This is a genomic window from Corynebacterium tuberculostearicum (genome assembly GCF_032821615.1).
Classification (GTDB): domain Bacteria; phylum Actinomycetota; class Actinomycetes; order Mycobacteriales; family Mycobacteriaceae; genus Corynebacterium; species Corynebacterium tuberculostearicum_H.
This window is the reverse complement of record NZ_JAVBIF010000008.1, coordinates 1-23,981: the sequence shown is the minus strand read 5'-3', so window position 1 is coordinate 23,981 and position 23,981 is coordinate 1. Positions and strand designations below refer to the sequence as shown.

Annotated in this window: 23 protein-coding genes, 1 tRNA gene and 1 pseudogene; 17 read left to right on the top strand and 8 right to left on the bottom strand. The window is 60.1% G+C overall.

Annotated elements, in window-relative coordinates; translation table 11 throughout:
* Window positions 1–2: 2 nt before the first annotated feature.
* On the top strand, window positions 3–575 hold the full coding sequence (locus tag RAE09_RS07535; protein WP_023016435.1) for a recombinase family protein: 573 nt from the start codon (window positions 3–5) through the stop codon (window positions 573–575).
* A gap of 130 nt (window positions 576–705) precedes the next feature.
* Here the strand turns inward: RAE09_RS07535 and RAE09_RS07530 are convergent, their stop codons facing one another.
* Entirely contained in the window at window positions 706–1,041 is a 336-nt protein-coding gene (locus tag RAE09_RS07530) for a hypothetical protein (protein ID WP_316981396.1), read from the bottom strand.
* A 68-nt stretch (window positions 1,042–1,109) separates the two neighbouring features.
* On the opposite strand from RAE09_RS07530, the gene RAE09_RS11945 reads away from it, so the two are divergent.
* The 3 genes and pseudogenes from RAE09_RS11945 to RAE09_RS07520 all read left to right on the top strand — a co-directional run.
* On the top strand, window positions 1,110–1,175 hold the full coding sequence (locus RAE09_RS11945; protein WP_071569110.1) for an erythromycin resistance leader peptide: 66 nt from the start codon (window positions 1,110–1,112) through the stop codon (window positions 1,173–1,175).
* Window positions 1,176–1,274: 99 nt separating this feature from the next.
* Window positions 1,275–2,129 (top strand): 23S ribosomal RNA methyltransferase Erm, encoded by an 855-nt coding sequence (erm, locus tag RAE09_RS07525; RefSeq protein WP_016459102.1) that lies wholly within the window; start codon window positions 1,275–1,277, stop codon window positions 2,127–2,129.
* 164 nt (window positions 2,130–2,293) lie between these two features.
* Window positions 2,294–2,711, top strand: a pseudogene (locus RAE09_RS07520) (transposase family protein); the annotation flags it as partial.
* A gap of 241 nt (window positions 2,712–2,952) precedes the next feature.
* Here RAE09_RS07520 and RAE09_RS07515 read toward each other — a convergent pair.
* Window positions 2,953–3,040 (bottom strand) — tRNA-Leu (locus RAE09_RS07515).
* Between the two features lie 199 nt (window positions 3,041–3,239).
* Here RAE09_RS07515 and RAE09_RS07510 point away from each other — a divergent pair.
* The 9 genes from RAE09_RS07510 to RAE09_RS07470 all read left to right on the top strand — a co-directional run bounded on the left by RAE09_RS07510 (window position 3,240) and on the right by RAE09_RS07470 (window position 13,077).
* Entirely contained in the window at window positions 3,240–4,073 is an 834-nt protein-coding gene (locus RAE09_RS07510; protein ID WP_150851627.1) for a DUF3662 and FHA domain-containing protein, read from the top strand.
* Window positions 4,074–4,098: 25 nt separating this feature from the next.
* On the top strand, window positions 4,099–4,551 hold the full coding sequence (locus tag RAE09_RS07505; RefSeq protein WP_005329668.1) for an FHA domain-containing protein FhaB/FipA: 453 nt from the start codon (window positions 4,099–4,101) through the stop codon (window positions 4,549–4,551).
* Entirely contained in the window at window positions 4,548–5,912 is a 1,365-nt protein-coding gene (locus RAE09_RS07500; protein WP_316981360.1) for a PP2C family protein-serine/threonine phosphatase, read from the top strand. The genes RAE09_RS07505 and RAE09_RS07500 overlap by 4 nt, the downstream gene beginning before the upstream one ends.
* Window positions 5,913–5,915: 3 nt before the next feature.
* Window positions 5,916–7,268: an FtsW/RodA/SpoVE family cell cycle protein gene (locus tag RAE09_RS07495; protein ID WP_316981359.1), complete on the top strand. Its 1,353-nt coding sequence runs from the start codon at window positions 5,916–5,918 to the stop codon at window positions 7,266–7,268.
* Window positions 7,265–8,695, top strand: a complete 1,431-nt coding sequence (locus RAE09_RS07490) for a penicillin-binding protein 2 (RefSeq protein ID WP_316981358.1) — start codon at window positions 7,265–7,267, stop codon at window positions 8,693–8,695. The genes RAE09_RS07495 and RAE09_RS07490 overlap by 4 nt, the downstream gene beginning before the upstream one ends.
* Window positions 8,695–10,140, top strand: a complete 1,446-nt coding sequence (locus tag RAE09_RS07485) for a serine/threonine-protein kinase (protein WP_316981357.1) — start codon at window positions 8,695–8,697, stop codon at window positions 10,138–10,140. Before RAE09_RS07490 ends, RAE09_RS07485 begins: the two co-directional genes overlap by 1 nt.
* Window positions 10,141–10,143: 3 nt before the next feature.
* The gene (gene pknB / locus RAE09_RS07480) at window positions 10,144–12,102 is read left to right on the top strand and encodes a Stk1 family PASTA domain-containing Ser/Thr kinase (protein WP_250411858.1); all 1,959 of its coding nucleotides are present in this window, start codon (window positions 10,144–10,146) and stop codon (window positions 12,100–12,102) included.
* A 64-nt stretch (window positions 12,103–12,166) separates the two neighbouring features.
* Window positions 12,167–12,436, top strand: a complete 270-nt coding sequence (gene crgA, locus RAE09_RS07475; RefSeq protein ID WP_316981356.1) for a cell division protein CrgA — start codon at window positions 12,167–12,169, stop codon at window positions 12,434–12,436.
* A gap of 74 nt (window positions 12,437–12,510) precedes the next feature.
* Entirely contained in the window at window positions 12,511–13,077 is a 567-nt protein-coding gene (locus tag RAE09_RS07470; RefSeq protein WP_316981355.1) for a hypothetical protein, read from the top strand.
* Here RAE09_RS07470 and RAE09_RS07465 read toward each other — a convergent pair.
* From RAE09_RS07465 to RAE09_RS07455, 3 genes are all read right to left on the bottom strand, one after another.
* The gene (locus RAE09_RS07465; RefSeq protein WP_316981354.1) at window positions 13,046–14,482 is read right to left on the bottom strand and encodes a phytoene desaturase family protein; all 1,437 of its coding nucleotides are present in this window, start codon (window positions 14,480–14,482) and stop codon (window positions 13,046–13,048) included. The two genes, RAE09_RS07470 and RAE09_RS07465, sit on opposite strands and share 32 nt — an antisense overlap.
* Window positions 14,483–14,788: 306 nt before the next feature.
* On the bottom strand, window positions 14,789–15,442 hold the full coding sequence (locus tag RAE09_RS07460; RefSeq protein ID WP_316981353.1) for a rhomboid family intramembrane serine protease: 654 nt from the start codon (window positions 15,440–15,442) through the stop codon (window positions 14,789–14,791).
* Between the two features lie 109 nt (window positions 15,443–15,551).
* Window positions 15,552–16,082: a peptidylprolyl isomerase gene (locus RAE09_RS07455; protein ID WP_005326254.1), complete on the bottom strand. Its 531-nt coding sequence runs from the start codon at window positions 16,080–16,082 to the stop codon at window positions 15,552–15,554.
* A 69-nt stretch (window positions 16,083–16,151) separates the two neighbouring features.
* On the opposite strand from RAE09_RS07455, the gene RAE09_RS07450 reads away from it, so the two are divergent.
* Window positions 16,152–16,811, top strand: a complete 660-nt coding sequence (locus RAE09_RS07450; protein ID WP_316981352.1) for an HAD family hydrolase — start codon at window positions 16,152–16,154, stop codon at window positions 16,809–16,811.
* On the opposite strand, the gene RAE09_RS07445 is transcribed toward RAE09_RS07450, so the two are convergent.
* Window positions 16,771–18,408, bottom strand: a complete 1,638-nt coding sequence (locus tag RAE09_RS07445) for a dihydroxyacetone kinase family protein (RefSeq protein ID WP_316981351.1) — start codon at window positions 18,406–18,408, stop codon at window positions 16,771–16,773. The two genes, RAE09_RS07450 and RAE09_RS07445, sit on opposite strands and share 41 nt — an antisense overlap.
* A 142-nt stretch (window positions 18,409–18,550) precedes the next feature.
* Here RAE09_RS07445 and RAE09_RS07440 point away from each other — a divergent pair, with 142 nt between their 5' ends.
* Complete coding sequence (locus RAE09_RS07440; protein WP_316981350.1) at window positions 18,551–19,189, top strand: DedA family protein; 639 nt, start codon at window positions 18,551–18,553, stop codon at window positions 19,187–19,189.
* Between the two features lie 48 nt (window positions 19,190–19,237).
* Here RAE09_RS07440 and metE read toward each other — a convergent pair whose 3' ends face one another.
* Together metE and RAE09_RS07430 are read right to left on the bottom strand one after the other, a co-directional pair.
* Window positions 19,238–21,508 (bottom strand): 5-methyltetrahydropteroyltriglutamate--homocysteine S-methyltransferase, encoded by a 2,271-nt coding sequence (gene metE / locus RAE09_RS07435; RefSeq protein WP_316981349.1) that lies wholly within the window; start codon window positions 21,506–21,508, stop codon window positions 19,238–19,240.
* The gene (locus tag RAE09_RS07430; RefSeq protein WP_316981348.1) at window positions 21,495–22,427 is read right to left on the bottom strand and encodes a methylenetetrahydrofolate reductase; all 933 of its coding nucleotides are present in this window, start codon (window positions 22,425–22,427) and stop codon (window positions 21,495–21,497) included. The genes metE and RAE09_RS07430 overlap by 14 nt, the downstream gene beginning before the upstream one ends.
* Before the next feature lie 283 nt (window positions 22,428–22,710).
* On the opposite strand from RAE09_RS07430, the gene RAE09_RS07425 reads away from it, so the two are divergent.
* Both RAE09_RS07425 and RAE09_RS07420 read left to right on the top strand, forming a co-directional pair.
* Window positions 22,711–23,451, top strand: coding sequence for a hypothetical protein (locus tag RAE09_RS07425; protein ID WP_316981347.1), 741 nt, complete (start codon window positions 22,711–22,713; stop codon window positions 23,449–23,451).
* 133 nt (window positions 23,452–23,584) lie between these two features.
* Window positions 23,585–23,788: a hypothetical protein gene (locus tag RAE09_RS07420; protein WP_005326240.1), complete on the top strand. Its 204-nt coding sequence runs from the start codon at window positions 23,585–23,587 to the stop codon at window positions 23,786–23,788.
* The last annotated feature ends 193 nt before the right edge of the window (window positions 23,789–23,981 follow it).

Genomic DNA, 23,981 nt, shown 5'->3' with positions numbered 1-23,981 from the left:
GTATGTTGATTGGATATGCGCGCGTCTCGACCTCGCGACAGGGGCAGTCGCTGGACACGCAAAGCAAGGCCCTCATCGACGCTGGTTGCGACCCTAAGCATATCTACAGCGACACCATTAGTGGTGCCAAGTGGTCTCGCCCCGGCCTCGATGATGCCCTCGCCTACATGAGGCCGGCCGATACCTTGGTCGTGACCCGGCTAGACCGGCTGGGCCGCAACATGGTCGAAACCGTCACTACCATCTCCGACCTAGCTGACCGGGACATCAATGTCCGGGTCCTTGATCCTGCTCTGGACACATCCCGTCCTGCAGATAAGGTCGTGGTCAACATCATGGCTTCTCTAGCTGAGTGGGAGCGTGACCTCCTTATTCAGCGCACTCGCGAGGGTGTCGCCCATGCCCGAGCACAGGGACGAGTTGCGGGCCCGAAGCCGAAGCTCAGTAAAGAGCAGAAGCAACAGGCTGCGCTATTGGTCGAGAACGGCCAGTCAGTGAAGTCAGTCGCCAGGTCCTTCAACGTCTCCCGGCAAACCATCTACAGGGCTATCCGTGAGGTGGACGATACTAAGTAAACGAGTCTGCGCGAAACGAAACCCCCAGGTGGAAACACGGTCAGAAAGTGCACACCCGGCCCGTAAGGTGTTGGGCAGAAACGACCCGAACACCACCTCTAGGAGTGAAAACATGGCCACCAAGCCGCTGTCAGCCGTTCGCCTTGGCATGGAAGTCAACAACATCACGCTGGCGCACTTCACCACCGAATCCGTCACCCAATTCCTCCACCACGTCGCAGACCTCGTCGAAAACCGCGTCGTGCGCTCCGCAGGCGACTCCCCCTGGTTCCCTCAGACAACCGTTCACTAACGCGTCCTTCACGTCGATCGGCCTGCGTCCATTGCCTCGCTGTGTGCCACGAAAGCCCAGCTTTGGTGCCACGATCTTGCAGGCTTTCTGCATCGAAATATTCTCCGCCAGAATGCGAGCTTCCACGAGGCGGACCACACGGTCCTTCGCCTCCTGATCAAACTTCTTCGGCATGTTCGAAGATTTTCACATCTACTCAAACGGAACAAAACCTGGGCCCTTCATATCACCCGCGAATTTAAATGGATATAATTAGACCCATGTTGATTTCAGGTACCGCTTTCTTGCGGTTGCGCACCAACCGCTAAGGCGGTTTCCTACCCCGTAGGTTAAAAACCGCTCCGGTCCTTTAGCCGGGCGGCTATTTGTCATGCCCGGCTCCCTTTCAAATCCAAGGAGCACACCTGATGTCTGCATACGGACACGGCCGTCACGAGCATGGCCAAAATTTTCTCACCAACCACAAGATCATCAACTCCATCATCGACCTTGTGAAACAAACCTCCGGCCCCATCATTGAGATCGGACCAGGAAGCGGTGCCCTCACTCACCCGATGGCCCACTTGGGGAGGGCGATAACGGCAGTTGAAGTGGACGCAAAACTAGCTGCCAAAATCACACAAGAAACCTCCTCGGCGGCGGTCGAAGTGGTCCATGATGATTTCCTTAACTTCCGGTTACCCGCCACTCCCTGCGTCATTGTGGGAAACATTCCCTTTCACCTCACCACTGCCATTCTTCGAAAGTTGCTGCATGCGCCAGCATGGACTGACGCTGTACTCCTCATGCAGTGGGAAGTCGCTCGCCGCCGGGCCGGGGTAGGCGCAAGCACGATGATGACGGCTCAGTGGTCCCCATGGTTCACATTTCACCTGGGTTCTCGGGTACCAAGGCCTGCTTTCCGGCCACAGCCAAACGTTGACGGGGGGATCTTAGTGATCCGCCGGGTGGGTGACCCGAAGATTCCGATAGAGCAGCGCAAAGCCTTTCAGGCGATGGTGCACACCGTTTTCACTGCCCGGGGACGCGGGATAGGGGAAATTCTCCGAAGGGCAGGGTTGTTTTCATCACGTTCAGAAACACAATCATGGTTGCGCTCGCGAGGAATCGACCCCGCGACCCTACCTCCCAGATTGCACACCAACGACTGGATCGATCTCTTCCAGGTGACTGGTTCCTCTCTACCTCACCATCGACCCATTTCACCATCGGGAAGTAGTCAACGACCTCCTCAACGGAAAAACCGAAGCCGGCGGCGTTAATCCCCACCAAAACCGAAATCCACCAGTAGTACTAAAAGGGCTCTTCCGGTTTTAGAGTGCATTGATTAGTTCGCCGGGGGTTCGGGCGTGGCACAAGATATTGGGGTCCTTGGCTTTGTAGGAAAAAGGTATCTAATCCATCCGTACAAAACTAAGGACCTACTGTGCAGCCTAACGGAAATGTCATCGTCGATACCATCTGCCGCACCGCAAAACTAGGAACTACTATCACCGGTGCCACAGAAAACGGTGACGTCACTGTTATTGAAGCCGAACCCGTCGAGCCGATCAATGAATGCCCTACCTGCGGGCAGCCTGGAGTATTCCGCGACCACGTCATCCGCAGCCTGGTCGATCTGCCCATCGTCGGCCACCCAACAACTTCATGTGCGCCTTCCACGCTACCGGTGCACCAACAAGCGTTGCTTGCAGAAGATCTTCCGTGCTGGCCTTGCCTGCACGCCCGACAATTCAAAGACCACGGACCAGGTGACCCACTGGATCCTGCAACGACTCTGCCTAAATCGGATGAGCGTTGCCGCTGCACCCAAGTCATTAGGCCTGGGGTGGGATATGAAGTGTCCCAGGTTTTGTTCCGTTTGATGAAACCCGTTTTTGAAACAACGTACGGAGCACAACGCACGCCGATGCCAAAGCTTCCGCAACATCGACTACCTCATCAAACCCACGACAGTGGGATTCACACCCTCAATCCCCACGCGTGCAATCTTCGCACCTCAAAGATTGAAAAATGAAAGAAACCGGAGGTAACATACCCTTTCGAGTTTGTTACTTCCGGTGGTGCAGTTTGTTCAACTGCTCATGGTGCCCGGGGCGGGACTTGAACCCGCACGTTCTTATCGAACACTGGCACCTGAAGCCAGCGCGTCTGCCAATTCCGCCACCCGGGCAGGGTGTGGTTGTCTTAGCGACTAGATAAAGATACCACGAAGATCGCACCAAACCACAAATCTGCAGGAAAACTAGACTATTCCGGGGAGGCAGCGGCGAAAATTCTGGGAACTTTCGCGTCGCCATCTACGTTTCGAGGGAGTGAACAAACTATACTGATCGCTACTGATCGCTGCATGGTGGAAAGGAGAATGGCTCGTGGCGTTTTTGGAAAAGCTGGCGAAGCTGGACTCCGCCATGCAACGCGGCCTTGATAACGGCATGGCCCTTGTCTTTGGCGGCAAGGTCGTCCCCGCGGAAATTGATGAGCTTTTGAAGCAAGAGGCTCAAGACAATCTTGCGCGCGGCGACGATGACAATCTTTATAGTCCAAACGTGATGACTGTAGGTGTCTCCTCCAAGGATTTGGAGAACTTGTCCCAGGATCGCAACCTGCCGGCCGATTGTGCAGACCAGTTGACGCGCTTTATTCGCAATAGCGGATGGTCCCTTGCGGGCCCCGTGATCGTGCGGGTGGCGGAGGAATCTGGTTTGCGTACGGGTCAGCTTCGCGTGTCCTCGTTCATTGATCACGAGCCCACGGAAGAGACCGGTTTTGAGGCTATTTTCCACGACTTTGATGGTCAGGAGGACCAGATGACCGAGCAGCACGACAATACTGCCGATGATGCAGTAACTACCGCTTTCATTGCTCCAGATAGTCAACCCGCCCCGCAGCCGCAGGGCCCAGCAGTCAACCTGATGCTGCAGGACGGCTCGTCCCGCGTGTACCACGTCCAGGAAGGCTCCAATATTATTGGCCGCAGCAATGACGCGGACCTGCGCTTGCCGGATACGGGTGTTTCCCGCCAGCACGCGGAGATCACCTGGAACGGCCAAGACGCAGTGCTGGTGGATTTGCAGTCCACCAATGGCACCACGGTGAATGAAACGCCGATTGATAATTGGCTGCTTGCCGATGGCGACGTGATCACCATGGGCCATTCCCACATCGAGGTCCGCATTACGGGCCTTGATTCGCACAGCTACTAAGTTCAGTTAAGGAAGGGAGGTCGCCATGGATGCAGTCATCATGCTGGCGCTTCGCATCGGCTTGTTGGCTCTGCTCTGGATTTTTATCCTGGTGGCCTTGAACGCCATGCGCCGCGATACTAATAAATCTGCCGGTGCTATCCGCCAGCAGTCGAAGAAGGTTGGCGCACCGCGGCGTCGGGAAGCGATTAAGCAGCTGTCCATCGTGGAGGGTCCCCTGCAGGGCTCCCATATGGAGTTGGGCACGTTGGAGGATTGCACGCTGGGCCGCGCCTCTGACTGCGATTTTGTCACGGGCGACGATTATTCTTCTGGCCACCATGCCCGGCTTTTCCGCCGCGGCAGCGAATGGGTTGTGGAGGATTTGGAATCTCGCAATGGCACCTTTGTCAATGGCGTGCGCATCGACCAACCCGAGGTAGTCGGCGCGGACTCCGAAATTAAGCTGGGCCGCACCACCGTGAGGTTGAACGCATGACACTGAAGCTGAACTTCTTTGCTAAGTCCGATCGCGGCCTCATTCGCGATAACAACGAGGACTCGGGCTACGCCGGTCCTCACCTTTTGATCTTGGCCGATGGCATGGGTGGCCACGCGGCAGGCGAGGTTGCCTCCGAACTGATGGTCAACCACCTAGAAATCTTGGACCAAGATCCGGGCCAGGAAGACACCAAGGCCCTGCTGGAAGCGGCCGCCGAGCAGGCCAATGAGGCCATCAGTGACCACGTCAAGGCGCATCCAGAAACCGAAGGCATGGGCACCACGCTGTCCACCATGCTCTTTAACGGCACGGATTTCGGCGTCTGCCACGTGGGGGATTCCCGCGGCTACCTGCTGCGCGACGGCGAGCTCAAGCAGATCACCAAGGACGACACCTACGTGCAATCCTTGGTGGATAAGGGCGAGCTGGACCCGGGCGATGTCTCGTCGCACCCGCAAAAGTCCCTCATTCTAAAGGCCTATACGGGCCGCCCGGTCGAGGCAACGCTATTTACCCTCGACGCGAAGCCCGGCGACCGTATCCTGTTGTGCTCCGATGGGCTTTCTGATCCGGTAACAGCCTCCACTATTGAAACCGCACTGGGGCAAGGCAGCATCGAACAGGCGGGATCCGCGCTGGTAGACCTGGCCATCCGCTCCGGAGGTCCGGATAATGTCACCGTGGTTATCGGTGAAGTAACCGAGGAAAGCCCCCAGGAGCATGAACCATTCCGCGTAGGCGCCCTCGCGGGTCCTACGGAAGAACCAACCCATCCGGATTCTTCCGCCTCGCGGGCGGCACAGCTCTCCCGCAAGCCTCAAGTAATTCCACCGGCCGTCAAGGCCGATGGTGAGGAGGAGCGCCCCGAGCCAGCTGATGACGAAGCGGAGGAGGAAACTTCCGGCCGAAAGATCGGCTGGAAGGTCCTCCTTGCCTTGCTCATCGTCCTCGCGTTGGTCATCGGTGCCGGACTGTGGGCGAAGAACTTCTTGTCCAATAATTACTACGTGGCCACCAACGAGACGCAGGAAATTACCATCCAACAGGGTGCTGACTACTCCGTCTTCGGCAAGGAACTACACTCCACGCACCAAAACGTGTGCATCAATGACAGCAACTCGCTGCTCTTTTCCGGCCAGCCCTGCGAGGGCGACTTCGCACCGCTGAAGGTCACGGACTTGCCGGAATCTGAGCGCAGCGCCGTCGACCATCTCTCCACTGGTGATCTCGGTGAAGTGCAGCAGCAGATCAATGATTTGGGCGATAAGGCGCTCAAGCCATGTATCACTGCGCCGAGCCAAAAAGATAAGAAGGATGCCAAGAAAAACAAGCCTGGCGTCACCTGCCGGGAGGTGTAGGTTGTGAAAAAGTTTTTTAGCCGAGGAACCGAGCTCGGCCTGCTCATCCTAGCCGCCATTGTCTTCGCTATTACCCTGGTCAGCCTGGAACTTTCCCAGGACAACGCCCTGACCATGGACCTGGTTTATCTCATTGGCGGGTTCATTGGCGTCTTTACCGTCGCCCACTTGGTGATGTGCTTCTTGGCACCTTATGCCGATCAGATCGTGCTGCCCATCGTGGCGATCCTCAATGGCATCGGGCTCATCATGTTGGCCCGCCTAGATCTGGTTAAAGAAAGCGGGCTCGCGGTGCGTCAGGTCATGTGGACCGTCGTCGGACTCGTACTCTTCGTGCTGGTCTTGGCCATTTTGAAGGATCACCGCTCGCTGACGCGCTACTCCTATATCTTGGGTGCCGCAGGCCTTGTCCTGCTGGCCCTGCCGCTGGTATGGCCGCAGCCTGCGGACGTGGAGGCACGCATCTGGATAAACTTGGGTCCCTTCTCCATCCAGCCGGGTGAGTTCTCCAAGATCTTGTTGATCTTGTTCTTTGCCATGCTACTGACGCAAAAGCGCTCCCTGTTTACCGTAGCGGGATACCGAGTACTGGGTATCTCCCTGCCGCGCCTTCGCGACCTCGCACCCATCCTGATCGTGTGGGCCATCGCGATCGTCATCATGGGCATTTCCAATGACTTCGGCCCGGCACTTCTGCTGTTTAGCACCGTCCTCGGCATGCTATTCATGGCCACCGGCCGGGTGAGCTGGCTGCTTATCGGTGTCGTTCTCGTCGGCGTCGGAGGTTTTGGCATCTACCAGATTTCCTCCAAGATCCAGCAACGCTTTTCTAACTTCCTCGACCCTCTGGGAAACTATGACGTCACGGGTTTCCAGCTCTCCCAGTCGTTGTTCGGCTTGTCTTCAGGCGGAATCTCTGGCAGCGGCTTGGGCGAGGGGCATCCAGAACTAGTTCCGGTGGCACACTCGGATTACATCCTTGCCGCAATCGGTGAGGAGTTCGGTCTCATTGGCCTCGCCGCCGTACTGGTGCTTTTCGGTATGCTGGCCACCCGCGGTTTCGGTACCGCGCTGCGCACCCGCGATACCTACGGCAAGCTGGTGGCATCTGGTCTTTCTCTTACCTTGGCCGTGCAGGTTTTCGTGGTCACCGGTGGCATTTCTGCCCTGCTGCCGATGACCGGCCTGACCACGCCATTCATGTCTGCCGGTGGTTCCTCTCTCATGGCTAACTACGTGTTGTTGGCGATTCTGCTGCGGATCTCTAACGCGGCTCGTCGCCCCATGCAGGAGACCTCGGGCAATGCTCCGAGCGATACCTCCATGTTCCCGTCGGTCCAGGAGGCTCACCGATGAATCGATCCATCCGCCTAGTGTCACTGTTCGCCATCATTTTGACGGCCATCTTGCTGGTCAACTTGACGGTGATTCAGGCTTTTTCTGAAGATAAATATGCCCATAATCCGCGGAATATGCGCGGCTTCATGGAAATGCAGACCACCCCGCGCGGCCAAATCTTTGCGGGTAATACCGTATTGGCACAGTCGACGCAGAACCCAGACGAGACCTACTCGCGCTCCTACCCCATTGATTCACCGGCCTTTGGCAACCTGACCGGTTACCTGTCGAGCCAGTTTGGCGCCTCCGAATTGGAGTCATCCCAAAATGACATCCTCAATGGCACCGACGACTCCCTGATGAAGCAGAATTGGCTCGACGCACTGGCCGATAAACCGAAGCAGGGCGCCAATGTAGAGGTCACCATCGATCCTGCGCTCCAGCAGGCGGCCTACGATCAGCTCGTGGGTCCTGGCTACGAGGGCTCTGCGGTTGCCATTCAGCCTTCGACCGGCAAGATCCTTGCCATGGCCTCCAACCCTGGCTATAACCCCAATGATCTAATGGGTGATTCTGCCGAGGAGACCTGGGCCAACCTGCAGGAGCAGGAGGGGCAGCCGCTGGTCAACCACGCCGGTGCAGAGACCTTGCCTCCTGGCTCCATTTTCAAGATCATCACCACCGCGGCGGGCCTTAACAATGGCTTTGATCCTTCCTCCACCCTGACCGGTTCCAATGTCATTACCTTGCCGGATACGGTGACGGAGCTGACTAACTACGCCAACCAAAAGTGCAATGGTCAGGATGCGGTAACCCTGCAGACCGCCTTTGCGCTGTCGTGCAATACCGCCTTTGTAGAAATGTCGGAGCAGCTCGGCGCTGATGAGCTGCGCAAGTACGCCAAGGCCTTTGGCGTGGGCGAGAATTACGACCTCGGCGTGTCTACCTCCGCCGGCACCTTGGGTGATTTGCCGGATGGGGCGGCCACGGCGCAGTCCGCCATTGGCCAGCGCGACGTCACCATGACCGCGCTGCAGGCAGCCGTCATGGCGGGCACCGTCGCCAATAAGGGCACCCGCATGCAGCCCTACCTGGTCAATCGCATTACCGACGCCCAGATGAAGGACGTCCGCACCACCAAGCCGAAGAAGGCAGACCAGGCGGTTAATGAGGAAACTGCGGCGACGCTTACTGACTTGATGTATGCCTCCGAGCGTTCGTCCTGGGGCTATGACGGTAACGGCTTTGCCTCCAAGACCGGCACCGCCGAGCACGGCGAGGGGCTGGCCCCGCATGTGTGGTACGTTGCCTTCGATCCGGAACGCGATATCGCGGTAGGCGTCGTGGTGAAAAATGGTGGTAACTTGGGTGAGTCCGCGACGGGCGGCAAGGTTTCCGGCCCAATTGGCCGCGCTATCCTGCGCGCATACCAGGGGGAGCAGTAATGAATAGCGCCGAGAATAAGGAACATCTCCAGGCACTGATTGGCAGCGATTACGAGCTGCAGTGGATCATCGGTCACGGCGGAATGTCCACCGTGTGGTTGGCCGATGATACCCGCAATGATCGTGAGGTAGCGCTCAAGGTTCTGCGCCCGGAATTTTCCGATAACCAGGAGTTCCTCTCGCGCTTTCGCAACGAGGCAAAATCGGCCGAATCCATTCAGTCCGAGAACGTGGTGGCCACTTATGACTACCGCGAGCTAGAGGATAACGGCCGCAAGTTCTGCTTCATGGCCTTGGAGTATGTGCGCGGTGAATCCCTCGCAGACCTTTTGGCGCGCGAAAATACGCTGCAAGAAGAGCTCGCTCTCGACGTCCTCGAGCAGGCGGCGCATGGCCTCTCCATCATTCACCGCATGGAGCTGGTCCACCGCGATATTAAGCCCGGCAACCTCCTCATTACGCAAAATGGCCAGGTCAAGATCACGGACTTTGGCATTGCCAAGGCGGCTGCGGCCGTGCCGCTGACCCGCACCGGCATGGTGGTGGGTACCGCGCAATATGTATCGCCCGAGCAGGCACAGGGCAAGGACGTCACGCCGGCTTCCGACGTCTATTCGCTCGGCGTCGTCGGCTATGAAATGCTCGCCGGCAAGCGCCCTTTTACCGGAGATTCCTCCGTGTCCATCGCCCTGGCCCACATCAACCAGGAGCCGGAGCCACTATCGACGAATATCAGCGCCCCGGCTCGCGAGCTCATCCGCATTGCGTTGCGCAAGGACCCGGCGACCCGCTACGCCGATGGCAATGAGTTCACTCTGGCCATCTCCGCAGTTCGCTTGGGCAAGCGCCCGCCGCAGCCTAAGTCCGCCCCGCTAACGCAACGCGCACCCGAGCCCTCTCCGTCCGCATCGACGGAGATGTTGGGCAACGTTGCCCAGCCCACCACCATCTATCCGGCCGCGGGCACCGCTCCGGCTAAGGAATCCAAGGGCGGTTCCTCTTTCCTGAAGGGTTTAGGTATCACCCTGCTCCTCGCAGCCGTGGCCGGTGGTGGTTACCTCGCATACCAGCAGCTAAGCGATAACGAGGGAGAAAGCGAACCCTCCAGCACACCGGAGACCTCGGTGGTTACGGAGTATCGCGATCCCACCACCACCCCGCAGGACACCCCGGACGAAGATACGGAAGAGGCCCCGGAGCCGGTGACGGTGACAGAGACGGAGCCGCAGGAATCCAATCTGGAAGAAGCCCCCCGCACGACTCACCGCGAGGCACCCACGCGCCACTCGCCTACTCGCCAGGAACAGCCCCCGGCCGTAACAACGCAACAGAATCCGCAGGATACGCACGTTGAAACTACACCTGAGCTGGATACTCCAGTAAACTCGCAGGCTAATGAGCTCCCCGGAGACTTGGCCGATCTACTTACACAGGAGGGTGACTAAGCGATGGTCAATGACCGCTATCGGAGAGGCGAGATCATCGGCGCCGGTGGCATGTCTGAGGTCTATGCTGCCGAAGACACCGTCCTAGGCCGCCAAGTGGCGGTGAAGATGCTCCGACCGGAAATGGCGCGCGACGTCAACTTCCGCGAGCGTTTTTACCGCGAGGCCCAGAACTCGGGCAAGCTGAATCACCCCAATATCGTGGCGGTTTATGACACCGGTGAAACCGAGCTGGATGGCATGACCATCCCATATATCGTCATGGAGCGGGTCAACGGCCGCACCTTGCGCGATATCATTCGCGAGGATGGCGCTCTGTCCGCCCAAGAGGCCGCAGATATCCTCAAACCGGTAGCGGATGCACTACAAGCCTCGCACGAGGCCGGTATTATCCACCGCGATATCAAGCCGGCAAATATTATGCTCACCAACACCGGCCAGGTGAAGGTGATGGACTTCGGCATCGCCCGTGCCTTGGATGACTCCACCTCGGCGATGACGCAAACCTCCGCCGTTATCGGCACCGCCCAGTACCTTTCTCCGGAGCAGGCCCGCGGTAAGAACGCGGATGCCCGCTCCGATGTCTATGCACTGGGCTGCGTGCTCTATGAGGCCCTTACCGGTCAGACCCCATTTGAAGGCGAAACCCCCTTTGCAGTTGCATATCAACATGTACAGGAAGAGCCGACCCCGCCGTCGGAGCTCATCGCGGATCCCTCGCTGACTCCTACCCAACGCGTCAATATCGATGCGGTAGTACTTACCGCTATGGCCAAGCACCCGGCGGATCGTTATCAGTCCGCTTGGGAGATGGCCGGCGATCTGGAGCGCCTGCGCAACGGGCAGGTCACCGCTGCAGCGCGCATGCACGTCAACGAGGAAGAAGACGAGCAGCCTACCGAAATGGTCGGCGCCGCCGCACCAGCTGCGGCCGCGCACCGCGCGCCAATCCAGTCCACCCGCCCCACCGAGGACGATGACAATCAGGGTGGCGGCTGGATGAAGTGGCTGGCAGCCTTCCTGGCCGCCCTCTTGGTGGCCATCGTGGGCTACTTCGCCTGGGATTTCTTCTCCAACGATAAAGACTCTGAGGATAAGCCACGCCAGACCCAATCGGCCCGCGAGGACAAAATCACCGTGCCCGAGGTGGAAAACCGCCCGCGCAACGAAGTTGTCAAGGAACTAGAAGACATGGGTCTGCAGGTCACCGTCAATGAGGAGGCCAACCCGGATATTCCACGCAATAATGCCATCCGCATTAATCCGGCCCCAGGCTCCGAGCTGCAGAAGAATGCCTCGGTGACCCTGACCGTTTCCTCCGGCAAGGAGATTACGGACGTCCCGGATATCACCGGCATGACCTTGGATGAGGCCGCCCAGGCGCTCGAAGGGGCAGGCTTGGTGCTCAATTCCGATGTCTCGGAAGAAAACAATGAGTCCCCGGCCGGCCAGATCATCAAGCAGGACCCGGCCGGCGGCACGCAGCTGTCCAAGGGATCGAAGGTACGGGTGACGGTTTCTAAGGGCGTCGAAAAGAGGCGCGTGCCCAATGTCGCCGGCATGGACGTCGAGGATGCCCAGAGCCGCCTCGAGTCGAATGACTTTGATGTAGACGTCCGCGAGGTGGATTCCTTGGAGCCGAAGGGCACGGTGCTCAGCGTCTCCAACCAGGGCGCGGAGCTGGAAAAGGGCAAGCCGGTTACCGTTGAGGTATCCAATGGCATGCTCTTTAAGGCCCCTGACCTGGTACGCAAGAATGAAGGCCAGGCCGAGGCTGCGCTGCGGGAGGCTGGCTGGACTGGCCAATTAGTGCCGGGCGAGCCCGTGCCTACCGGCGCACTGGTGGATAACAATAAGATTGGCTGGGCCGCTGTGAATCCAGGCGATACCATGCGCAAGGATCAAAACATTGATATCCGCCTGTGGAACTTTGATCCCGCTGCACTTCTGCCGCAACCATAACTGCTGGTATCCTAAGGCCTCAGTACGAACTTAGATAAGAACTTAAATCTAGAAAAGGTATCTTATGCCGAAGTCAAAGATTTCCCAGAGCTCCTCCGTCCCTACCTCGAGCTCTGCTACCAACCGCACGCCCGTCAAGATCAATTCTGAGGGCACCCCGAAGTGGTACGTCGCTATCATGCTGAGCCTGATGGTCATCGGCCTGCTGTGGCTTGTGGTCAATTACCTCGCTGGCCAGGACATCCCGTTCATGGCGGATCTCGGCGCATGGAATTACGGCATCGGCTTCAGCCTGGCCATCATCGGCCTGCTAATGACCATGGGTTGGCGCTAAGCTAAACGCCACAGCCTTTTCCCTCGCTCCCTACCTCCTGTAGGTGGCGAGGGTTTTTCATATCTAGGAGCCACATGTCTCGCCATATTCTTGCTGCTGGCCTCATCATTTCGGTGGCCTACGCGGTCGTGCACATCGCGTTTGCCGACGCCACCCTACTCACCGGCGCCGCTCCCCTCCGCCTTTCCGTGCGCAACTACCTAGGCAACGTCCTGGGCTCGGGCATGGTGTGGGGAATCTTTAGCTACCTCATGGGTAAGGAGTTTCCGGGCCGGTGGCTCAAGGCACTCCTGGCCGGTACGGGAATCATCGTGATGATGCTGACGGTGCACTACACCTTGCTCGTGGTTTTCGGTGTATATAACTGGCGCGAGGCATTCGAGTACAACGCCCAGTGGTTCTTCTTGGCGCTCCTCTCTGGACCGGTACTGGGGCTGGCCGGCGCGGCCTCGGCACGGTTCCGCTGGTTCGACTACCTCGCCGTCCTTGGCTTCCTCCTCGAGCCTGTGGTTGCCGGGCTCGTCCCAGGCAGTTCCTACCTGCCCCGCACCACGACCATCCCTGGGTACTTCGCCGCCGCGACTCTCTGGCTCATCGGCGCGGGCTTCCTTATTTGGCAGCGCCGCCGTTCCACGCACTAAGCGCTTCTTCGGCGGCCCACCACCCCGGCATACCGTGCACGCCAGCACCGGGAGCGGCCGAGCTAGAGGCCATGAAAACTCCCGGAGCCAGGCGGTGCGGATGGGCCGACAAGCGTGGTCGCAGGAGGGTTTGCAGCCCGGTCATGGAACCGCCGGCGATATCGCCGCCCACCAAATTAGGATTCCATCGCTCCAGATCAGCCGGGCTCGTGGCGTGGGTGTCCAGGATGGTATCGCGAAATCCGGGGGCAAAGCGCTCGATCTGGGCGGCAATCAGCTCGGTGACCTCGCCCGGATAGCGCTCCACATAGCCGCGGGGAACGTGCGCATAGGTCCACAGGGTGTGTCCTCGGGATGGGTCTGCCACGTATTGCTGGCATGCCAATACTAAGGGGCGCTTAGGCATGCGCCGCTTACCGACGTCCCCCTCAGCCCCACATATCTCCTCCAGCGTTCCTCCCACATGCACGGTGCCGGCCTGGCCCACGCGGGGATCGGTCCATGGGACGGGCTCGCTGAGGTGAAAGTCCACTTTGAATACGGCGCTGCCATAGCGCCAGCGTGCCAGGCTCCGCCGAGTGCCGTCCCGCAGTTCCAGCCCACCCAGCCGCAGAATCTGGCGCGGGGTGAGGTTCACAATGATCGCATCGGCTTGAGGAAGCTCCCGCAGGTCGGTGACCTCGCATCCGGTGTGGAGGCGGGCATGGTGGGAGCGGAGGAGGTTAAGGAGGGCGTCGATAAGAGCGCCGGTGCCACCCTCCACCACGGGCCAGCCGCGGGTCATGCCCAGCCCGTCAAAGAGCAGCCCGAACGCCGAGGTAAAAGGCGTAGTCGGTGAGGTGATCGCGTGTACCGCGCTACCTGCAAAGAGGGCACGGGCCTGGGGCGTGCGGAAGGCCGCCCGCGCCAAGCTGCTGGCGGGCAAGACTCCGGCCGCACCAAATTGCGCCAAGCGCACGGGGCGATTGGGCCAGCGCACCAGCGGGGTAAGCGCGTTATCCACATGCTCATCGATGTGGCGGACAATGTGCCCGTGCAGCCGCCTCCACGCCTTGGCATCGGTCCCCAACTCCGCCGCCGTATCCGCCAAGGAACCGTGCAGAACCCCAGCCGGTGCGCCTTCGAGCGGATGGGCCATGGGATAAGGAGCATTGCGCCACCGCACACCGTGGGCTTCCAAGTCGAGGGCGCGAAAGGCCGGGCTTGCTACGCCAAAGGGGTGCCCGGCCGCGCCGAGATCCACAATCGTGCCCGGGAAAATCTCCGCGGAGGATGCCGCCGCACCACCGGCCCGGCCGGCGCGCTCGTAGATATCCACACTCCATCCGGCCATAGCCAAGCGCGCCGCGGCCGTGAGTCCATTCGGGCCTGCGCCGACGATCACAGCGCGAGGTTGATAATCCACAATGCTCCTTATGCAGGTCAATGCCCAAATTTATCAGTCTTGTTAACACAATGGGTAGAAAGTTATCCACAGGCTGTGGAGAAAGCCTGTGAAATGTGAATTTCACACAATTATTAACACCCTGTGGATAACTGTTTTCACGGGCTTCCACAAGCTGATTTTCGCGCTTTCACACGGCCCAGACCAGCGTGATCAGGGAAAACTCCGGAAAGGCGTTCGGTAAATTACAAAAATGTAGTTATCCACAATGTGGATAACCATTGTGGAATTCTTTCGCACACGCTTTCCGGTGATCAAATTCCACAGTTATCCCCAAACCCCAGCTTGGTGGGCTAATAGTGCGAGGACTACCGCGGCCACCGCAGCAACGCCGCCCCAGCGGAGGGTGGGGCTTTTTCGATAGAGGAAAAGGCTCAACACGATGCCTGTGCACAACCCGCCAAGGTGTCCCCACAGGGATACGCCATCGGCTAGAAAGGTATAGGCCACATTCGCCAGAACGAGGGCGATGGGCGCGCGGAGATCGAGCCCGCGCTGGCGGTAAGCACCCACCAGCATGGCCATGAGCGCGAAGAGCGCACCCGAGGCGCCGACGGTGGGGGTCTCAAAGTCGAATGTCAGGATCATGGCGGACGCGCCGAGGCAAGAAATGAGGTAGGCGGCGAGGTACAGCGCAGTGCCAAGCGCCCGCTCCACTTCCCTGCCTATGAGCAAGAGCATGACCATATTCACCGCCAAATGGCCCGCATCCAGGTGCATGAACGCGGAGGACAGCGCCGTCTGCGGCGCAATCGGGTATTGCGGGCCCCACAGGCCCCAGTCCACCGCGAGGTCGGATTCATAGAAGGTAGCGCCCAGCGTCCGGGCCTGCACGGCGGTAATGAGCCAGGCAATAATGCAGACGGCGGCGATGAGCGCGGTCGCCGGGGTGGTGCGGACATAGTTTCTCACCATGGTCATGAAGTTGTCAGTCCTTGAGGCAGGTCTAGTGGTGGATGGCTCGGGGTAAAACTGCGACGAGCCCGCCGCCGCATGGATAATGCGGTGACGGGCCCGAGGGAAAAGGCGATTACGCGATATCGATGGACTCGATAACAACGTCCTCGTGCGGACGGTCCATGCGGTCGGTATCAACCTTGGCGATCTTGGACACAACCTCCTGGGAGGCAGCATCGGTAACCTCACCAAAGATGGTGTGGTGGTTGTTCAGGTGCGGGGTCGGCGCCACGGTGATGAAGAACTGGGAGCCGTTGGTGCCTGGGCCGGCATTGGCCATGGCCAGCAGGAATGGGCGGTCAAACTGCAGCTCCGGGTGGAACTCGTCCTGGAACTGGTATCCCGGGCCACCGCGGCCGGTGCCGGTCGGGTCGCCGCCCTGGATCATGAAGTTATCGATGATGCGGTGAAAGATTGCGCCGTCATAGAACGGGCCGGACTGCTCGCCCTTTGCGTTCTGGGTGGAGTAGTCCTTCTCGCCCTTGGCCAGGCCGATGAAGTTTTCAACGGTTACCGGTGCGTGGTTACCGAAGAGATCGATAACAATGTCACCGTAGTTGGTATGCATCGTTGCAGTTGCGGTCTTCTGAGTCATGCCAGCCATTGTAAAGAATTTAACGCGCGCCTGCCGCGCATGACATAACGCTGTCAGCGATCGCGCTAGCCTGAAAGCATGATTCGCGCGCTACTTTTTGATCTGGATGACACCTTGCTCGACCACACCGGCGCGGCCCGGGACGCAGTGGATCAGTGGTGCCGCGAACTCGGCCTGCCCGAGGGCCAGCATGCGCGGTTCGCGGCCATTGAACGAAAGTGGTTTCAAGCCTATGAACGCGGCGAGGTCTCCCACCATGGCCAGCGGGCGGCGCGCTGCCGCGAATTCCTCGGCCGGGAGATGAGCGATGCCGAGGCGCTGGCCGCCTACGACGGCTATCTTTCCGCCTACCAGGAACAATGGCGCGCTTTTGCCGACGCCCTGCCCACCCTCACCTGGGCCCTCGAATCCGGCTTTCAGGTCGGCATACTCACCAACGGCGAGCGCGAAATGCAGCAGGCGAAGCTGGAGGCCACGGGCCTTGCGCTTGCCGACGTCCTCCTCATCCCCACCGTCGACCTCGGCTGCCCCAAACCGCAGCGCGCGGCCTACCTCGCTGCTTGCCGCCAGCTCGGAGTGGATGCTGCAGACACGCTCATGGTGGGCGATTCCCTCACCAACGATGTGCAGGGGGCGCGCAAGGCAGGGCTGCATGCGCTCCACCTCGACCGTGCGGGTGATGGAGATCTGCGCTCGCTTAGTGCGCTGAGAGAGGTTCTCCCCCAAAGAGCCAGCTGACCACGATGGCGCCCGGATCGATAACGCCCTTGCTGCGATCTCCCAGGTAGGAGGCGCGGCCCTTCTTTGCAGCAAGGTCCTCGGTGTCGAGGGCGCCGGCATGGGCGGCGTCGAAAAGCTCCTGCAAGGTCTCCGCGTCCGGATCCTTCGCACCTAGCTCGCGGGCTTTTTCTGCAGCCGGGATGAGGGCATCGAGCATGGTGCGATCACCGCGCTGGGCGCCGCCGAGCTCGTGGATTAATTCAGCCGCTGCATTGAGCCCGTCCGCCAGCGACTCCGCCCGAGCCAATTCATTAAAGAGCGTGCCGAATACAGCGCCGGAGGTACCACCGGCGAGGACGAGCAGGCGCTTGGCCAGCCCGGTGAAGATCTCGGTATCCGTGCCGCGCAGGGGGAGCTCAATGCCGCCGAAGGCCGCCTCCATGTTCTGGCCAAAGTCGCCGTCGCCGGCCTTGCGGTCCAGCTCAGTAAGCGCCTCGAAAGAGGCTTGGAGGCGTTCAACAAAGGCGGTGAGCCACTGATTCTCCTCACCCTCGGTGGGCAGCTCATCCTGGAAGGTGATGGTGGCCGGTTCCACCGCCTTCGCACCGCCTAGGGTACGGGGCCAGGCGGGGGCGGACGTGGGGGCGTCGATAAGCTCGAGCAGCTCCTCATCCGCCTTGAGCAGCGTAAAAGAAGCGCCGTGCATATTAACCGCGGTGACGTAGGAGCCCACCAGAGACCGGGCGACGGTGACGCCGCGCTGGGCCAGCTGCGCGGAGGCCTCGCCAAAGAGAAGGCTCAGCTCCAGCGGGGTGGTGCCGCCGAGGCCGTTGACCAGACACACCACCTCATCGCCGTGGCCCAGGTCAAGGGCTGGCAGGAGCTTGTCCAGGACCTGGTTCACAATGGCGCTCGCGCTACCCACCTGCTCGGTGTGCGTGCCCGGCTCGCCGTGAATGCCCACACCCACCTCCATCTGGCCGGCATCCAGATCGAAGGTTTCGCGGCCGGTGGTCGGCATGAAGCCGGCGCCCAGCGCCACGGACATGCTGCGGGAATTCTCCGCGGCACGCTTACCCAACTCAGCAACTGTGTCCACGTCATCGCCGCGGTAGGCAGCAGCGCCTGCGACCTTTTCCACCAGGATGGTTGCCCCCGTGCCGCGACGGCCGGGGCCATCCTCGTGGCCATCAGTGGCAAGATCATCGGCTACCAACACCGTGCGCGTGGTTACCGCCTCGGCAGCATTGCGGGCGACGGTGAAATTCATGACGTCTCCGGTGTAGTTTTTCACCACGTGGACTACTCCCCTGCCTTGGTCAGCCCACTGGGTGGCCTCGCTGACTTGCACCGCGTTGGGGGAGGTAAACAGCAGTCCCGGACAGGCCGCAGCGAGCATGCCTTGGCCTATGAAGCCGGCGTGCATCGGTTCATGACCGGAACCGCCACCGGAAATCACCGCCACTGCTGGATCACCGTCTTCGGTGCGCAGCAATGTGGTGCGGCCGACGAATCCGACGTCGTGCCAGCAGGCATCGGGGTGGTTGGCGATGAGCCCGGCAAGGGCATCAGAAAGGAAGGTGTCTTGGCTATTGCGGAATGCGGAGTGGTTCATACTCCCAGGCTAGTGATGTTTCTTACCCGGAAGCTAGGAGGAGAAAAGAAACATATCGGTTCCATTCGGACACCCAGTGGATTCGCAGCTACTTTGCAGTTTGCGGAGGATACTAAAAGAACCACTAAGAAAGGATCCGCACATGGATTTCTTGTCCTCCCTCCACAACCTCATGGACGCAGGCTCGCTGCTCCAAAGCTTTGGACCTTATATCCTGCTCGGCGTCGCCGTCGTCATCTTCATCGAGTCCGGCGTGCTTTTCCCATTCCTCCCGGGTGATTCACTGCTCGTGACCGCGGCCATCCTGCGCCACGAGCTCGACATCAACGCCTGGCTGCTCTTTGTCGTGGCCGCGGTGGCCGCCTTTGCCGGCGACCAGGTGGGCTTCTATTTAGGCCGCCGCTTTGGCCGCAAGCTCTTCAAGGACGATGCCCGCGTCCTGCGCACCGAACACCTCGATAGCGCGGAGGATTTCTTCCAGCGCCACGGCCCGGTGGCCCTGGTATTGGGCCGCTTCGTGCCGATTGTGCGCACCTTCGTCCCCTTCGCCGCGGGTACCGCAGAGATGGGCTACTCCTCGTTCCTGCGCTGGAATATCCTTGGCGGCATAGGCTGGGTAGGTTCCATGCTGCTCGTCGGTGTCCTGCTGGGCGGCATCCCGGGCATAGCTCACTCCATCGACATCATCATGCTCATCGTGGTGGCAATTTCCGTGCTGCCGATGATCATCGGCTGGATCAATAAGCGCCGCAAGGCAAAGCGCGAAATCCCGGCCAGGTAGGGACTTTTTGCCCATTTCCCAGCCGGGATTCTGTGAGGTTAAGAGGACTTAGAGGGAATCACGTACCTCATCGCGGGCCAGAACCATATTGCGCAGAGAGGCTTCGGTCTCCTCGTAGCCGCGAGTCTTCAGGCCGCAGTCAGGGTTGACCCACAGGCGCTCGACCGGCACGTGCTTGAGCGCGGCGCGGATGAGCTCGGCCATCTCCGCGACGGAAGGCACGCGCGGGGAGTGAATATCGTAGATGCCCGGGCCGATTTCGGAGTGGAAGGTCTCGTCGATATCCTCCAGCAGCTCCATGCGGGAGCGGGCCGCCTCGATGGAGGTGACATCGGCATCCAGACCAGCAACGGCATCTATGATCTGGCCGAACTCCGAGTAGCACAGGTGGGTGTGGATCTGAGTGGTCGGCTTGGCCTCGAGAGCTACCAAGCGGAAGGAACGCACGGCCCAGTCCAGGTAGGCCTTGCGGTCTTCCTCGCGCAGCGGCAGCAGCTCGCGCAGGGCGGGCTCGTCGATCTGGATGATGTCGATGCCGGCCTCTTCCAGGTCGTGCACCTCATCCGCCAGCGCGACGCCGAGCTGATCCGCGGAGACGGACTGGTGTACGTCATCTCGCACGAAGGACCAGGCCAGGATGGTCACCGGACCGGTGAGCATGCCCTTGACGTGGTGCTCCGAAAGCGACTGGGCGTACTTGGACCACTCGGTGGTCATCGCAGCCGGGCGGGAGATGTCACCAACCACGATTGGCGGACGGGTGCAGCGGGAGCCATAAGACTGGACCCAGCCGTTTTCGGTGGTTACGAAGCCATCGAGCAGCTCGGCAAAGTACTGCACCATGTCATTGCGCTCCGGCTCGCCGTGGACGAGGACGTCGAGGCCGAGGCGCTCCTGCAGCTCAATGACGGACTTGACCTCGTCCTTGAGGGCGGCATTGTAGTCGGCGTCGGAAAGCTCGCCCTTGCGGTGCGCCGCACGCGCCTGGCGGATCTCCTTGGTCTGGGGGAAGGAGCCGATGGTGGTGGTTGGCAGCTGCGGCAGGCCGAGTTCCTTCTGTGCCTCGTTGCGCTCGGCAAAGGCAGGCTCGCGCTTAACCTCGCCGGCCGGCAGCTTTTCGATGCGCGCCTTCACCGCCGCGTTGTGGATGCGCTCGGATTCGGCACGGGTGCGCACCGCGCGGTCACTGATGCTATAAGCCTCCGGTGCCTCCAGCGGGCCCTGGGAAAGGGCGACGACTTCCTTGACCTTCTCGTTGGCGAAGGAGAACCAGGTAGCGACGTCGGCCGGCAGCTTGGTTTCCGCCTCCACGGTGTGTGGCACGTGCTGCAGGGATACAGAGGTCGATACGGAAAGGGAGTCGAGGCTGCCCTCCAGGTCTTCGTACTTGGAGCGCAGGTCGCGCAGGTTGGCGGCCCAGACATTGCGGCCGTCGATAAGGCCGGCAACTACGTGGGAATTCAGGTTCTTCACGCGCTCGAGGTAGCCCTCATCGAGCGCCAAGGTGCCCACGGAAAGGTCCACCTGGACGGCCTCTGGCTTGAGCTCCGCCAGAACGTCGAGGCCCTTGCGCGCAGAACCGTACGGGGTAGTGAGGTATACCTGCGGGCGGTTATCCGCTCCCAAAATGGCCTCATAAGCGCGCTTGGTGTGGGCGGCAAGCTCCTCATCGGTGGCAACGGTCAGGTCCGCTACCAGGGCAGGCTCGGCGAGCTGTACCCACTTCACGCCGGATTTATTCAGCTCGGCTAGGACCTCCTGGTATGCCTTGACGGCATCATCCAGGCGGTCGAGCGGAGACTTGGTAGCACCCTCGGCCTGCTTAGACAGGGCCAGCAGAGTAACCGGGCCGACGAGGTACGGGCGCACGGTATGGCCTGCTGCACGGGCCTCTTCCACCAGCTTGATAACGCGTTGTGGGCGCGCCTTAAAGTCCTGGTCATCGGAGATTTCTGGGACGATGTAGTGGTAGTTGGTATCGAACCACTTGGTCATCTCCAGCGGCGCGGTGTCCTTGTTGCCGCGGGCCAAGGTGAACTCATCATCCAGGGTTTCGCCGGCTACGGCGCCTACGGTCAGTGCGGTCTCGAGCACCTGGTCGTAGTAGGCGACGTCGGCAGGAATGGCGTAGTCCTCGTTCAGGCCCAGGTCGCGCAAACGATTATAGGTGTCCAGGCGCAGGGAATGTGCGGCGGACTCGAAGGTTTCCGCATCGATGCGGCCGGCCCAGTAGGATTCCAGCGCGCGCTTGAGTTCGCGGTTAGCGCCGACGCGAGGGTAGCCCTCAATCGTCGCCTTGGGGAAATTAGTGTTCGTCATTGTTTACTCCGATTCGAGATAACAGGAATTGTGTAATGTCCGGATTGTTGTGGGTATAGATATGGAGGCCGTCCGCGCCGCCGGCCACGATGGTGCGGGCCAATTGGGCGGTAAGCTCCATGCCGATTTCGTATTCCTCTTCTGGGGTTGTCGCTACCGCGAGCCGAGTACGCACCCTTTCGGGTACGGTCAGCCCGGACAGCTGGCCCATTCGCTCCAACCGGCGCAGGCTGGTCATGGGCATAATCCCCGGAATGAGGGGGATTTTTACCCCGGCCAATTTCGCCCTTTGGGCGAAGCGGAGGAAGTCCTCCGCGTCAAAGAAGAGCTGGGTGATGGCAAAGTCCGCGCCGAGGCGCTGCTTATTGAGCAGAACATCGAAGTCTTCGTCCTCGTTCTTGGATTCGGCATGGCCGCTGGGATAGCACGCCACGCTCACCGCGAGGCGGCCGGCGGCGAAGCGGGCAGCCTGATGGCTTTCCAGCTGACGGATGAGGCGAACCAGCTCATCGGCATGTTGCAGGTAGTGCTCGGGCATGCCCCCTTCGGGGAGATCGCCGCGCAGGGCCAGCAGGCCGCGCACGCCGGCATCCACCAAGCGATTAATCCACCCGATGAGCTCGTCGCGCGTCCCGGCCGTGCAGGCTAGGTGCGCCAGGGGGCGCATAGAGGTGTTCTGCGAAATCTTCTCAATGAAGGCCGCGGTTCCCTCCAACCAACCGGAACGCTGGGAACTGGTCACCGCGATGTAATCGGGGTGATAGCTTTCCAGGACTTCCAGTAAGCGGTCGATCTTGGCGGCATCGGCATCGTGGCGCGGCGGGATTACCTCAAAGGAAAGGGCCAGGCGCTCGGGCGCATGTGCTTCCTCTTCACTTTCATAATCCAAGGGCGCAGAAGCCGAAAGTCGCGGGCTCATGGTCACCTCCTTTGCTGGTCGTCGTTGGTGTGTTGAGAAAAAACGTACCAAGCTGTTCAGTTTGCGCGGAAGCGATTTTGCAATGGTAATACCTTTGCAAGCCTACAAACTGCGAGGTTGGCGAAAAATCAGGTGAATAATAATCGTGAATTCTGAACCAAGCGGTCTATTTCTAGCGCGTTCCCGCTGCACGCCATGACGCCAACGGTGGTACACCACCCAACACGTCACTATGCTGGGTGAAAGCGAATTGATAAATCTGAGTTAAGGAGTGTTCCACCCCATGAACCCCACCACGCTGAACGTGGCCTTTAAGACCGCATCGAACCTGTGGAGCCAGTTCAATAACTACCGCGAGGAAAAGTCCCGCGAGGCCTACACCGCCCTGGAAGAAGCCGCACAGAAGATGGACGAGCGCGATAACGGCACCTTCGCCGAGCCGCGCCGCCAAGCAGGCGCCGTTACCCGCGCCGCACACTCCCGCCTCGAGCGCGCCCTGGAGGAGTTCAACGACTACCGCGAAGACGCCACCGAGCGCCTGAACGACGCCAAGGAAGAGGCCACCAAGAAGGCTAAGAAGGCCCGCAAGCAGGCCAAGAAGGATTCTCAGAAGGCCCAGAAGAACCTCAAGAAGAAGTCCGCCAAGGTAGCCAAGAAGCAGAAGAAGAATAAGAAGTCCTCTAAGGGCTGGATCTTCGCCGGCATCATCGCCCTGCTGTCCGCTGCAGCCGGCGGTGCCTACTACTGGCTGCGCTCCAACGACAAGCCGTCCCAGACCCCGCCGCGCGTGGATGACTTCCAGGCCGATTCCCACACCGCTCCGGAGTCCACCTTGGTCTACACCTCCACCAGCGAGAATGACACCCAGTCTGACCTCGTTGAAGAAGGTGCCGTACGCGATGAGGAGCTGCTCGGTTCCATCGATGAGCAGCTGGCCAAGCACCGCGAGGAAGAAGCAGCTCAGCCGGCTGATACCACCCGCGTTACCGATGACCACCAAAACGAGGGCAAGCACCGCCTGTAAACCGAGGAATAAATACGCTTACCACCCCGCCGTGGGGGTATGAATAGCGTTGTCTAGATCTCATTGCTTTGCCTAAACAAAAATCTCTTGATTGAATTCCCACATTAGGGATCTTTCTACAAGGAGATGAACAATGAGCTTTGAGTCCCTCACCGTCAAGCTCAAAGACGGCTCAACGTACTACTTCCCGGCGGGCGCGGTGTCCAAAGACCCTTCCTCTCGCGTGGATAACCTGCGCTTCGCCATCGATAACGGAACCACCTTCCACTCCGTGGATGAGGCCGGCATCGAGCGCGAGTTCAACGGTCACGACGTCCGCAATTACCACCTAGCCTAGGCCGTTAGCACAATCCTCTCCCCGCAGGTCACCAGCCTGTACGGAGGGGATTTTCGCATGCCCACCCCACGCGGCGGATTCTAGGGGTCGTTGCAACGATGATGGTTAGTTTGGTTTGATGCTACCGGTTTGTGTGAGGGCGTTGGTCATGACTTCGGCTGGGGTGCGCCAGTTGAGTGCTTTGCGTGGTTTG